This window comes from Paenibacillus sp. FSL K6-1330 (assembly GCF_037976825.1).
In the GTDB taxonomy this organism is placed as follows: domain Bacteria; phylum Bacillota; class Bacilli; order Paenibacillales; family Paenibacillaceae; genus Paenibacillus_AQ.
Genome location: NZ_CP150269.1, coordinates 3,665,071 through 3,678,831, shown reverse-complemented (window position 1 = coordinate 3,678,831; position 13,761 = coordinate 3,665,071). Strand labels below are relative to the sequence as shown.

General features: G+C 47.0%; 9 protein-coding genes. All 9 read right to left on the bottom strand.

Features of this window, described 5'->3' with window-relative positions:
* Window positions 1-15 precede the first annotated feature (15 nt).
* The 9 genes from NYE54_RS16615 to NYE54_RS16575 all read right to left on the bottom strand — a co-directional run bounded on the left by NYE54_RS16615 (window position 16) and on the right by NYE54_RS16575 (window position 13,748).
* On the bottom strand, window positions 16-1,119 hold the full coding sequence (locus NYE54_RS16615) for a glycerol dehydrogenase (protein ID WP_339273520.1): 1,104 nt from the start codon (window positions 1,117-1,119) through the stop codon (window positions 16-18).
* 305 nt (window positions 1,120-1,424) lie between these two features.
* A complete protein-coding gene (locus tag NYE54_RS16610; protein WP_339273295.1) occupies window positions 1,425-2,804 on the bottom strand; it encodes an extracellular solute-binding protein in 1,380 nt (459 codons plus the stop codon).
* A 39-nt stretch (window positions 2,805-2,843) separates the two neighbouring features.
* Entirely contained in the window at window positions 2,844-3,713 is an 870-nt protein-coding gene (locus NYE54_RS16605; protein ID WP_339273293.1) for a carbohydrate ABC transporter permease, read from the bottom strand.
* A gap of 61 nt (window positions 3,714-3,774) precedes the next feature.
* Window positions 3,775-4,725 (bottom strand): sugar ABC transporter permease, encoded by a 951-nt coding sequence (locus NYE54_RS16600; RefSeq protein WP_098744590.1) that lies wholly within the window; start codon window positions 4,723-4,725, stop codon window positions 3,775-3,777.
* A 294-nt stretch (window positions 4,726-5,019) separates the two neighbouring features.
* The gene (locus NYE54_RS16595) at window positions 5,020-6,693 is read right to left on the bottom strand and encodes a ribonuclease J (protein WP_339273292.1); all 1,674 of its coding nucleotides are present in this window, start codon (window positions 6,691-6,693) and stop codon (window positions 5,020-5,022) included.
* Window positions 6,694-6,899: 206 nt separating this feature from the next.
* Window positions 6,900-7,583, bottom strand: a complete 684-nt coding sequence (locus NYE54_RS16590; RefSeq protein ID WP_339273291.1) for a DUF554 domain-containing protein — start codon at window positions 7,581-7,583, stop codon at window positions 6,900-6,902.
* A gap of 69 nt (window positions 7,584-7,652) precedes the next feature.
* Window positions 7,653-8,468 (bottom strand): MerR family transcriptional regulator, encoded by an 816-nt coding sequence (locus NYE54_RS16585; RefSeq protein WP_339273290.1) that lies wholly within the window; start codon window positions 8,466-8,468, stop codon window positions 7,653-7,655.
* Between the two features lie 188 nt (window positions 8,469-8,656).
* Window positions 8,657-10,258, bottom strand: coding sequence for an S-layer protein (locus tag NYE54_RS16580; protein ID WP_339273288.1), 1,602 nt, complete (start codon window positions 10,256-10,258; stop codon window positions 8,657-8,659).
* A 265-nt stretch (window positions 10,259-10,523) separates the two neighbouring features.
* Window positions 10,524-13,748 carry a glycosyl hydrolase gene (locus NYE54_RS16575; RefSeq protein WP_339273287.1) on the bottom strand — a complete coding sequence of 1,075 codons (3,225 nt, stop codon included), beginning with the start codon at window positions 13,746-13,748 and terminating at the stop codon, window positions 10,524-10,526.
* Window positions 13,749-13,761: the final 13 nt, after the last annotated feature.

The window sequence follows — 13,761 nt, the reverse complement described above, 5'->3', positions numbered from 1 at the left end:
TGATTTCCTGCCTTGTTAGTAATAATAATGTTCTGCCAATGCATTTGCAGCAATGATGGCCTGGTACACATCTTCAGGCGTTACCGGGTGCGGCATATTGCCCATCGTGTCTCCTTCTGCACACGCATCTTCTGCTACTTTTCGCCATTCCTCCTCTATGAATTCATCCAGACCCAGGTCTTTTAAGGTTAGCGGCAGCCCTACTTCCTTGATAAAACGGATAACCGTTTCGATTTCCTCTCGTGGAGCACTTTCGAGAACAAGCTGCGTTAATAAACCAAAGACCACTTTTTCGCCATGCTGCGCATGATGCAGCGATGGAACGGCCGTCATTCCATTATGGATTGCGTGGGCAGCGGCCAAGCCGCCGGATTCAGCGCCAACACCGCTTAAATAAATCGTGGCTTCAATTGTTTTTTCAACGGCAGGGGTCGAGACGTTCTGATCCACGGCGATTTTAGCCTGCAGGCCATATTCTAGAATGGTGTCATAGCACATTTTTGCAATACCTAAGCCGGCTAGGGATGGCTTTAAATTCACTAAATTATCTCCATTTTTCTGATAACATGCTCGCGCTTCAAAATAAGTCGCAAGAGCATCCCCTATCCCCGCCACAAAAAACCGTGTCGGTGCGCTTACCAGAATATTGGGATCTGCCAGCACGATGTCAGGATTTGTCGGCAGAAACAGGTAACGGTCAAATGAACCGTCTGCATTGTAAATGACGGAAAGTGCAGTACACGGCGCATCTGTTGAAGCAATTGTCGGGAAAATCGCAACAGGCAGATGTGTGTAATATGCGGTAGCCTTAGCTGTATCCAATGTTTTCCCGCCGCCAATACCGACTATGATATTGGCACCTGATTTTTGTACCGCTTGGCGGTGTCTGTCGATTTCATCTTGAGTGATTTGATAGTTGAATTTTACAAATTCGCTTTGATTTCCGGCCTCTTCAAAAGATTTACCGGCTTCCCTACGCGCACGATCCAAAATAAATTCATCGCAAATAACATACGCATGATCACCATAAGTAGCGGTATAGGAAGCTAATTCTTTTAGTAAATAGTGCCCCACGATAAATCTCTTTGGCGATGTAATTGATTTCACATATTTTCCCAAAATATCACGCTCCAATGGATTTCAATATCCTTGCTATTATCTAATGATAATGAGATTTTTATACGATTGAAAAACCTGTCCCTTTTTTAGCCATAAAAATACCCCCTCCAAGTTCGCTCGCTTCTCATGAAAACATGAGTTTTTTCGAGTGTCTACTTTGAGGGGATAATGCCACCATAAAAGCTGTTTTTTATCCAGGTATCATCGGGACAATGCACGTTTTACATAATATTGGAATATATTGAGTTGTTTGACTCATATAATCATCATGATTAAGCCCGTCTCTAGTGCAGTCCCCTCCTGATTTACTTCAGATTTGCCGACCATTTCTCAGCACGTGCCTGCAGATCATCCAGAAACTTCTGAATATCCGGAGCATTTCCGGATGCAGCCTGGCTAATGAATCCGTTAATAGCTGGAGCGATATCGCTCATATAAAACGGATTAGCTTCATCCATGAGCTCCGAGTGGCCAACATCTGCGATTTCGAGTGCTTTTTTCACAAACTTATCTTCCGGTGTTACAAAATCAGCGTTTTTAAGTGTCGGGGTACTGGAGAAGTTCTCATACATATATTTTTGCGTCATGTAGCTGGTCAAGAATTTTAATACTTCCCATGATGCATCCACATCTTTAGCATTCTTCGCCATGATGAACGGGTCAACCGCAACCCAGCCTTCGCCTTTAGGCCCCATGTTCAGCACAGGCTCATAACGGTCCAGCAGCTCTTTGTTTTGCTTCGACCGGTATTCACTCATCGTTGAGCCGCCGGTGGAATCGAGGGCAATAGCGATATTGTTCTTCTCCAGTCCGAAATTCTCGGCTCCCTGGGCATTCACAAAACCAGCTGGCGGCAGCTGTGCGGCTTCTTTCAGCCATTCCAGCACTTTGACCATCTCCGGTGAATTCAGGTGCCATTTAATGCTTTTGATATCCTTCAACGATCCTTCCGCTCCTTTGGCGCCATAAGCAAGAGTTAACGCAACAAAGGTAGATCCGTTTAATGAGTTGCCGCTCCAATACAGTCCGAAATTGTCTTCACCGGTTTTCGGGTTTTTGCCGGTCATTTGCTTGGCTTTCTCCAGAATTTCATCCGGTCCCGGCTGTGCCGAGAGGGTTTCAACGCCCCAGTCTTCAAACAGCTTCTTATCATAAATCGTCATCCGGCGGCCAAGAACGGCAGGAATGCCAAATTGCTTGCTTCCGTCGGGCGACTTGGTGCTATAGGAGTTATTCATAATGCCTTCCAGATAGATGCCCTTGTCAAACGTAGTGTCCTTTTCGATCAAGTCGTCCAGGTCACGCAGCAGCCCTTCCTGGTACCATTGTGATGCAAAGGCTCCACCGGTATACAAGATATCCGCATCGCCAGAGAGCAGCATGGCCGTTTGTTTGGCTTTTACGTTCTCCCAGGGGATTTGATAAACCTCCAGTTTGATGTTCGGATACATTTTTTTGAACGTTTTATTTAAATACTCGTTGAGTCCGATGGTCGGGTTGCCTGTCAGTGCATCGATCCCGTTATCCAGCTGCCAGCCTGCCAGTGCAACGCGAACCGTACCTTCCATGTCCGATACTTTTTCAATCTTCACGCCGCCTGTCACATCTTTTCCCGAACTGCCTGAACAAGCGGCCAATGTAAATACCAGCACGAATGACAGGATAAGCAGCACAGCTTTTTTCATACGCAAACACCCCCACATAAATTTAGCTTCCATTCTGAATTACTGCTTGATGCCGGATAGCGCAATGCTCTCGATGATATAACGCTGCAGGAACATATAAACGACGATAACCGGAATGAGGCTCGTAGTCGTTGCTGCCATAATGATCGATGGCTGCTGATTGATTCCGTTGTTATACGTAAACATGGCCAATCCAATCTGGATCGTGTACTTGGCAGCCGATTTTAAGATCAGCAGCGGCCACAGCATATCATTCCATACGCCTAAGAACAGCAGAATGACCATGGTGGCGATAATGGGCGTACACAGCGGCAGATATACCCGGCTGAATACGGTGATTTCCTTGGCGCCATCCAGAACGGCAGCTTCCCTTAAACTGCTGGGTAATTGATCAAAGAAGGCTTTGGCTAAAAACGTACCGAACGCATAGTTCATGGCTGGCAAATAAAAAGCCAAGTAGTTATCGACCAGTCCGAGTTTACTGAACAAAAGATACTGCGGAATCATCGTCATTTCGAACGGAATCATCATCGTGCTTAGCGCTAGCAGCAGGACGAAGTTTGCTCCTTTGAAGCGGAGCTTGGATAAGGCATAACCGGATAATAGTGCGGACAATGAGCTGATGATAATGACCCCTGCACTTACAAGCGTGGAGTTGCCGATGTATCGAAACATATTAATGTTGGTGAAGGCGGCTTCATATGTTCGGATCGAAGGCTCTTCCGGCCATATTTTCGGCGGGAATGAAATATTTAATCGTGCAGCCCAATCGAAGCTCGTTACCAGCATCCATAAGAATGGCACAATCATGATGAATGAACCTACCAACAGAACCAGCGTTAGTATCAGCTGTTGAAGTGTGATTCGTTTACGGCGCACAAGCTCCTTGGGCAAGGCTGAACTGCTCATAGTTACCCTCCTGTCTTCTGGAATAAGGTTCCCCTACGGACCCGAAAAATGGATAATGGCATTAGTCCAAACTGTCTTTGCGGCGGTTGAGCAGCATGAGGAACACGGTTAGGATGAGTATGATGACGAATAACAGATAGGATACAGCCGTAGCCAGCCCCATCTGCGAAGAGAGAAACGCATTTCGGTAAATATACAGCACTACGGTCATCAAGCTTCCCCCAGGATTGCCTGCGGTTCCCCCGATTAACCATACATCCGTAAACCGTTTCATTCCGCCGATGGTACCCATGATGAGCATGAACACAAAGATCGGACGCAAGTATGGGATTGTAATGTACCACCATTTCCGGTAGGTGCCAGCCCCATCCACCTCTGCAGCTTCATAGAGATCCCGAGGGACGCTTTGCAAACCAGCCAGAAAAATAATCGTGTTATACCCAAGCGCACCCCACAAGCTCATGAGCACAATACTGTAACGCGCGACTTCCGGGTTCGTGAACCAGCCGACAGGATCGATACCAAACAAACCAATTACAAAGTTGATCAGCCCTTCCTTGGACGGAAAAAACAAGAAGGAGAACAACAGGCTTGTAGCAACGCCGGACACGACATTGGGCAGAAAATATACCGCTTTGAAAAAATTGCGTCCCAGATGCCATTTCAGATTATTAATCAGGCTCGCCAGAATAAACGACAGTGCAATACCAAGCAGTACAGACCAAATCCCCATGACAAACGTATTTGTAAGCGCTTGCCAAAATAAGGAATCTTCTAATGCGTAACGGTAGTTGCTCAGGCCCACCCAAGTGCCGGATAAATTGAGCCCGGATGTCTGATGAAAACTCATAAACAGTGCGGCGAACATGGGATAGATGGCGAATACGATGACACCGATAATCAGAGGGGCGCTGAATAGATAACCCATCCAGTCATTACGCGTAAATCTGAACTTTCGTTTAGCCCATTTCCCATGCTCCGCAGTCCATTTCCCTTCTGGGGTGGATGACAAACCGATCCTCCTCCTTTCGTTAATAACCGGACCCATTCCGGTAATCGGACAAGACGTTCATGTCCATTCTGTAAATGGTTATGTGGACGAATCCGGATTATGTGTTATTCTTTTTTTCACAGACGTGAATAGAAGAACAACATCTTCTGCGATTGCTTATCGGCAGTGTATGCAGTTGCCCGCATCCGGGTGTATGCCTAGATCGAACCTTGCTTCGAAGATCCTGGACTTGAAACTGTACCGAAAAAAGCACAACCTATTTTAGGCTGTGCTTTTTTTTGTATTTTGAAAGGCTTATACTTCAATAATGATTGGCAGAATCATCGGCCTTCTCTTTGTCTCGCTGTATATGAATTTGCCGACATGATCTTTCAAGGTCTGCTTGATCAGATTCCATTGGGTGGACCCGGTTTCCGTTAAATCCTTCATGGAAGACGTAACGATATCGTGGATTTGATTCATGAATTCCTCCGAATCTTTCACGAAGATGAAACCTCTGGATATAAGCTCGGGTTTGGCCACCATCTGCTTCTCCGTTTTACTGAGGGTGGTTACGATAATGAGCATCCCGTCAGAGGACAGTTGCCTGCGGTCCCGCAAAACGATATTGCCTACGTTCCCGATCATCAATCCATCCACCAGGCTGTTACCTGAAGGGATTTTCGGACCCAAGGATGCCATTCCCTGCTGGATTTGTATCGTGTCGCCATTCTGGATGATGAACACATTTTCATTGGGGATCCCCACGGAATCCGCCAGCTGACGATGCTGATACAGCATTCGGAATTCACCATGAACCGGAATCAAATAGTCCGGTTTCATCAAGGTGAGCATTAATTTCAATTCTTCTTGGCTGCCATGCCCAGATACGTGCATCCCTGAAGCTGAACCGGACCCATAGATAACCTGGGCACCCAACACATACAAATTATCGATCACATGAGCAAGGTTCCGTTCATTTCCCGGTATGGCTCCTGCAGCAATGATGACGGTATCGCCAGGCAAAATCTCGATATGGGGATGCTTGGAGTTGGCTAAGCGTGATAATGCTGCCATAGGCTCGCCTTGACTCCCCGTGCATAACACGGCGATTTTGTCCGGTGGATACCGCTCGCTGTCGCCTGCATCAATCAGTAAGTCATCGGGGATGTTTAAATAGCCATGCTCCTTGGAAACGGTAACGACATTGACCATGCTGCGGCCGAGCAGAATTAGTTTTCGCCCTGTTTCCGCGGCGGCATCGATGATCTGCTGAACGCGGTTCACGTTGGAAGCAAACGTAGAGATGAATACCTGCTGTTTGGCCTGCGCGAATGCTTCCAGGATATGTCCGCCAACCAGACGTTCCGAAGGCGTAAATCCCGGTCTCTCGGCGTTTGTGCTTTCGGACAATAACACCTTAACCCCCTGCTTGCCGATATCAGCCATTCGATGCAGATCCGGATAAGGCCCCTTCACAGGAGACATGTCAAATTTAAAGTCCCCCGTGTGGACAACATTGCCTTCCGGGGTCTGAAAAACGATGCCCACGCAGTCCGGGATGCTGTGGCTGGTCGAAAAAAAAGAGGCGTGGATGGCACCCGCTTGAATGGTAGAATTCGCATCGATCGTGTGAAGCTCGGATTCACGCAGAATGCGATGCTCTTTCAGCTTGATTTTAATGAGCTCAATCGTGAGCTTCGTCCCATACACAGGGATCGGGAGCTGCTTCAGTAAATAAGGTATCCCTCCGATATGGTCCTCATGTCCATGGGTGACGATAAGAGCTCTGACTTTATCCGCATTGTCCAGCAAATAGGTGAAGTCAGGAACAATCAAATCGATGCCGGGCAGGTTTTCGTCAGGAAATTTGGAGCCGCAATCAATGACCACGATATCTTGATCGTACTGAATGAAGTACATGTTTTTTCCAATTTCATTAACGCCGCCTAGCGCTGCGACTAGCAGTTTATGTTCAGCTATATTCATAATGATGAAGCCTCCTTCTCTCTATCCACCTAGTCCAATTCCTTGATGCTGTCGGTCTCCTATATTATTGAAATTGTCACAAAACTTATGCACCAAGGTAAACAATGGATTATTCAACGTGCAAGGTATAGAATAACAGCAAAAAACCCGCCTTCCGTAGGCGGGTTATCCTTGAAATCGAGATAAGTATGAATCCCTGCTTCATGTTAAAAACCGAGCAGATTTTTAACCGTAATGAATACGACTGGGACTAACAGCGCTGGCGTAAGATTCATGGTTTTGAAGTTCCGAATGCCCAAAATGTTTAAGCCTGAAGCAAAAATTAAAATGGCGCCAATAATGGATATTTCGGTTAACAGCTCCGTCGTGATAAAGCTAGAGGCTGCACCGGCCATAACGTACAATAACCCTTGCCAACAAAATGTGGCCACGGCTGATAGAACGATCCCAATGCCAAAGGTTGAAGCCAGTACGATCGACGTCACGCCATCCAGGATGGCATTGGTGAACAGATAGGTATGATTATTGTTCAAAGCACTCTCGATCGGTCCGATAATAGAAAGTGTTCCAATACAGAACAACAGAATCGCCGTAGTTAGTCCTTCAGCCAAATTTCCCTTGGTAAACCTCGACACCGCCTTTTTAAATCCCTGCTCCAGATTCAGCTTCTCCCCGATCAGACCGCCTATGGCAAGACTTATAATGAATAAGACGGGATATTGGCTATCCGGCATATACTTCACAATCGAATTCACACCGAGTGCCATGACGGCCAAACCCATCGCCTGCATCAGGATGTCCTGATAGGTTTCGCTCATCCCCTTCTTAAATACATTTCCAATCGTGCTGCCTACAACAATGGTTGTTACGTTTACAATTGTTCCTATCACAGTCGTTCTCTCCTACTAATATGTTTTGATACAAAGAATAAACCCTCCAGCAGCTGGAGGGTCAATCGTTTATTTAGCAAGCATTTGAATTTCGGTTACGAATTGAGAAGGATCACCGGTAAGCCCATAGTCAATGTACGTAATCTCTAACGCATCTTCGATCAGGGTGTAACCTTTTTCCTCGATATAATCCAGGAGCTTTCTGTAATAAGGCGCTGCATCTTCGTGTGTCCCGGCAAACCGAATCGAAGTATAGGTACCTTTCCGCCAGATCTTCTCTTCGACTTCGGAGCTGCTATGCTCACTCTCCTGCTCCACAATAACAAAAATGGAGTCGTATTCATCAAATTTGCGTTGTATTAAACGATCGATCGAGATCGATAATCCTACTTTACCCAGAAAAATGGTGGACTTCATCTTCGTACTATTCTCCAATAAACGGATCGGCATATCCAGATTGTCGCTTTTATGTATTTTCTGTTTCAGCAAAACCATCACTCTCTCGGGAAGCTCCACTTCCCGAATTTTATAGAGTTCTTCCTTATTTGAGGCATCTTCGATCTGATCAATTCGACTTTTGATCTTCGCCTGGATTCTTTGATATTCCTCAATTTTCTCCTCCGTTCTGCGCTGCTGCTCCTTGAGCAGGGTTAGTATATGTTCAATCTCCCGATCATCCAGAAAAAGCTTAATGTCTTTTAAAGGGATGCCAAGCGCCTTGAGATACAGAATGGTGTTCAGCTGCTCGAATTGATCGACCGAATAATAACGGTAATTTGTCAGATGATCCACGGATGCCGGTTTAAATAAATCAATATCATCGTAATACCGGAGGGTGCGGATATCGATCTGAAACAGCTTGGATATCTCACCGATCGTAAACATATCATCTCTCCTCTCCTTAACAGACTATACCCCTCGTTCAATTTGTACAATAAAATGATAGGATATGCAGCAAAATACAATCCACGTGATCAGCTATATGACATGCATGCATCATTATACTACGTGTGAAAAAAACAAAAAGACTGCCGAATAATCGGCAGTCTTCTGAATAGAGCGCGAGTCGCATCCTACTGATGCTTCCCCTGTTTGTTAGAGTTTTTAACCAGCTTGTCGTCAACGCTGACAAAGATCGGATTAGAATAAAACCACAGATCACTATAATTCCGCTTGTTTATTTCCTCAAAACGCTTTTCGTTGTCTTCGATGTCTGTTTTTGGATCTATGAGCGGATTGCCATTGCTGGTTTCTCCAGCAACATTTACGCCAAGATTAGTTCCTCTTAATCGGAAATATTGATCCTTCGTCGCTTTCGTTCGATAAGTAATGACGTTGTATCCATCCCGATCGGTTTTCCAATCCTTGCTCGTAAACCGTTTCACCACTTTGGTCGAATCGTTGGTGCTTTTGCTGTAAGCCGCCGTACCTGGTTGGACTTTACCCGTTACGTCACCAGAGATCAAATCGACATGATCTACGGTTACAGAATCACCGTTGTTGTTTTTATTTGGGCTTTTGAATCGGATCGTAATTTCGATCGGGCTCCCTTTTTTCACTTGCAGGTTACTTCCCATCTCGGCCTGCTTGTTCCCGTGACGAACGCGATAATCCAGCGCGTTAATCAAATCGCCGTAGACGGAGAACGATTTACCCGAACGCATCCCGTCCAATACGCTTTGCATATCTTTTCCATTCACCCAAGTGTAGTTTTTGGCATATTGTCCCGGCCAATACCCGCTGGAGTATAAACGGTTTTCACTAATCTCAAAATGAGAATCCGAGTTCGCAAAGTTCCAAAATTCGCGTCCTTCGCCAAGCAGCGCATCCCATACGCCGCCAACCTTGGCGATCATGAAATCAGCACCGCCGTAGGTTCTGTTCTCCGGTGTGGTTAAGTTAAGTCCACCGCGATCCGGTTCCATCTGATTCCCGGGCATGCCTTCCATTCCGAATACAACATTCGGCGCGATATTATTGAAATCCCGTATATCGGCGATCGTATACACGGTTTTTCTGGAAGGATGGTTGAGCAATGCATAACTGCTGTTTGCGTAGTTTTTCTGGAGCCAGGCTAGTGCTGTTCGGGCATCTTCAGGCGTCGTATTGGCCCGGCTGTCTTGTTTTTTCCAATCGGCCACGTCTTTGGGATCAAACATCGCTTCATCGCGATCGGTGAACAGATACTCGAACTGACGAGCTGCCTTCAGGCTCGATTCTGAACCGAATTTGCCTGCTATAATGCCAATTCCCACATGTTCATATGTAGGCATGTCCCACTCAAAGCCTGAGAAGATAATGTTGTCCTTGTATTTCCCTGCTTCCTGAAGCTGCTGGATTTTGGGAATCTGATACTGAGCCATTCCTTTGGAGAACGGAATAGATCCGCCGGTAAGGGGATTTCCCTCATCGTCCCGTTTAGAAACTCTAAGATGGTCGGAGACCGCGATCCAATCCAGACCATACTTTTGGAAACCGTTATCCAGCAATTCCTGTAAGGATTGACTGGCATCATCGGATTGATACGTATGCGCGTGATACTCTCCTGTCATCCATTTGCCGTTTCCTTCCGGCTTAAACCTAGCGCCATCTTCCTTGGCATGAACGATCATACCTTGCGAAAGAATGGATAAGCTGAGCGCCAAAACCATGATGGTTTTCTTCTTTAGCTGCATTTCATGGCACCTCCGAGTTGTTATCGTCCGTAAAACTTCTTAAGTGTAAGTCTTCAGGATTAAGAGAATGTTATCGTAAATCGATGAGTTTGTAAGAATGGAGTTTCCGATCCTGTATGTCCCTATGAAAAAATCCCACCTTTGAAACTCGGAATACACAAATCCTGCGAATCGAGATTACATATTATATATTATGTAAACTATAATAAAAGAATGACTACGACCTGAACTCGGCTGTAGTCATTTTCGTAGGTATCGCATAATATTACATTCTTTTTGATAAAGTTCGATGAACCAACTTTACCCTTCCATTCACCCCTGAAGGTAAAGCAGACTTACCATATAAATTCTCCAGCGTATTGGCGGCACGGATGGTAATGTGATTATTCCCCTGCTCAACATATGGCGTGATGTTCCAGTGATAAGACGGCCACAATCGGATTCCTGCCTGCATATCATTTACATATAAACAAGCCGTCTCCCTAATATCGTCAGCTTCCAGCCATAATTCCTCATCTGGAGCCAAGCTAACTTGGGTCAGATCCACTTGCTGCGAGTATTCTCCCGCTCCCGCATAATAAGGATAGCCGGCAGAAGACCAATAACCAAACATATGTTCTGAACTCGCGTTTAGCCTCATCCGATCTTCTCGATCTTCTATAACAAAGGGTCCAATCAAAAATGCAGGGAATGAAATCGCCGGCATCGGTTCCAGCAATGAAACCGTCAGAATTTCAAGTTCGTTCTCGCCTGCCAATAGATGAGGTGTGATATCCACGCTACTATAGTGTTGATCCTGCCAGTTAGAGGGCTGCAGCGCATTCTGCCTTACGCCATTCACGAAGATTTCAAGATTGCGCCTGCGCTGCAGGAAGCCGATATGGGATGGGATATTCTGCTCCACATCGTCCAGAATCAACAACATTTTATGGGATTCGTCGTCATGCGATGGATTTGAATGAACTCGATAACTCGGAGATTGCAATCGTTCCATCAATTCCTGGGTCAAGGTAAACGTTGTACGATACGTATTCACTTGCCCAGGCATCGTTGCGTTCATCCTGGATTTTCTGTCATTGAGCGTAACCTGCCATTGGTCCAGTAAACAAACGTTGGGTTCAAGTGTCCGGAAACGCCACAGCTCTTCAAGAACGATGACATCCGTGGAATCCCGTGTCATATCGAACACTTGTTCCGCTGTACCGATTGGGCACTCCTCGGGTACAACCGAGAGAACTCGCAGCTCTCCAGGTGCATAGATAAGAACGGAATCGCTGGCTAACCGGCGTATGTTCCCGCATTCCAAGTCCCATTCTTCGATTCGGTACTTCGCCCCCCTTGCATCAAGCTTCATGGAAACGGGCTTCTCTGACCAGTTCATCAGCCACACATATACCCGATCTCCGAACACACGTTCTACACTAATCAAATCCTCATGTTGTCCTTCGATCAACTTCCATCGTAAAACAGAGGGGTTCCTTAATAACCCGCTTATACGTTCACACAACGAGTCCAATGGATCATCAAGAGGCGTATTCTCTAGGGAATAAAACAGACTATACCCTTTGCCAACGGGGCGTAATGCCCCGTGCTGCGGTGTCGAACCAAACAGCGCATGCACATGCTTCGCCAATTCCGGATCATGATGCAAGCACTCGCTATGCCGCGGTACCGCTCCTACAGCAACGAGAGTACCCCCTTGCTTAACATAGGCAACAAGAAGTGCGGCAATGTCCTTCGACATGACCTCAATCTCAGGCATAACCAAAACCGAATATATGTTCCCACCCTGGTTAAATCGCACCCCTTCCCCATCAATAAGGGTGGCTTCGCGAAGCTGACACTCGTCTACATAGTCGTAATCAATGGATCTCCGAAGCATGTGATCCGACAGGAGCGAGAACAGAACATCGGAAGCGGGATGTTTATTCGATTGACCGGATACGAACATATTTTCGTATACCGTATGGATGGGCGACAGCAGAAGAACCTCCGGCATACGTTTACCGCTCGCGCCGAGCAGACTCAGTCGTCCGAGATAATCAGCAAAAGCACGATAATGCGGCCAATGAGGCGCGTGTTTGAATTCCGTCGGCGGGAAATCGGTCTTTCGATACCCGGCAAACGAGTAATAGAACGCATGCGGGATAAACAGATTAACGCCCAGGAATGCCATGAAATTCGCATCGAGTCGCCGTTGACGCATGGAATAGCCGTGACCGCTTGCGCCAAACGATTCGCAGATCACCCGTGCCTTGCTGTTCAACTGCGCGACAGAAGCGGCTGTCTTCACGGACACAATCCGATGCGGATTCTCCTTCGTACCGATGCCAGGCGTTAAATAATCCACACCTGCGTAGTGAAACTGCTGCAGCACCCGGGTCTGATTGCCTTGCGATCTCGCCTGTCCCCAGACCGGCTCTTCGAGCGTATGACCGATGTACAGCAGTCCATGCCGCTCACACCATGTACGAATCGCATGATGATAACCCTCAACATACCAGCGCGTAATCGTATCATAGTATTGCTGTTTCGTTGACCGGCTGCCGTCTGCCATGTTATATAACAATGCGCCTAACCGCGGGATGAGATCATACCCATTCTCTTGCTGATATCGCTCCGCCATCCCTTCTGTCCAAGCGAAGACCATGCCCGGCAGGGTAGCGTCTACATCGTGAACGGTCGTGCGGATCGCTTCCACCCCGAAGAAACCGTCGTGGATCATAAGCCCGGGTTCGTCGGTAAATACCCCTTGAATCGTTGTGCCAAAGTATTTCTGCAAAGACTGAAACGGCTCATAGGACAGCCGGATGAAAGCCTGGACAGCTTCCGGATTCAGCGTATCCAAGTAGTACCCTTTAGCAAACGTGATGCCTTCCGCGATCTCGCAGGACCAGCAGGCCAGCACGATATAAGAATCCTCCGTTGTCGGCGTCCAATCTCCTCCCCATTCATGCGTGAGATCCTCGGGTTTATCACAGAGCAGCCATTCCCCGTCCTGCTCCACAGCGCGATAAGCCAGAATGGCTATAAGCTCATTATGATCACAGCGTGCAAAGTCCAGCCTCAAGCCTTCCTGCTGTCCGTCGTGCGTATATCTTTTCTCTTCGACCCTTAAGTATCGCATGCGATATTCCGGATGCTGACGGGTCAGCTTGCCGCCCAGCGTTCCGCTTGGCCAATTGTCCTCATCGTACAGCCAGACCACCATGCTGCGCTTCTCGCACTCCAGGGTACAGAACTCCAACGCTTCCATAAATGCCGGTGACAGGTACGAGGTTTGCATCCCATGACGAGCATGCAGAACAACACCGCCGACACCCGCTTCATACATCGATTGTATCTGGCTTTCCAGCTCCGGCTTCGTGAGTTCATGATTCAGGAACCAGAACGGCTGCGGGCGATACGTGGCGTCCGGATTCTCGAATTGCACCTTCAGCTGCGTTAGATCCTTATGGACTACTTCCTCCTGAACATTAACGTTATTCACAATGCATCACCTG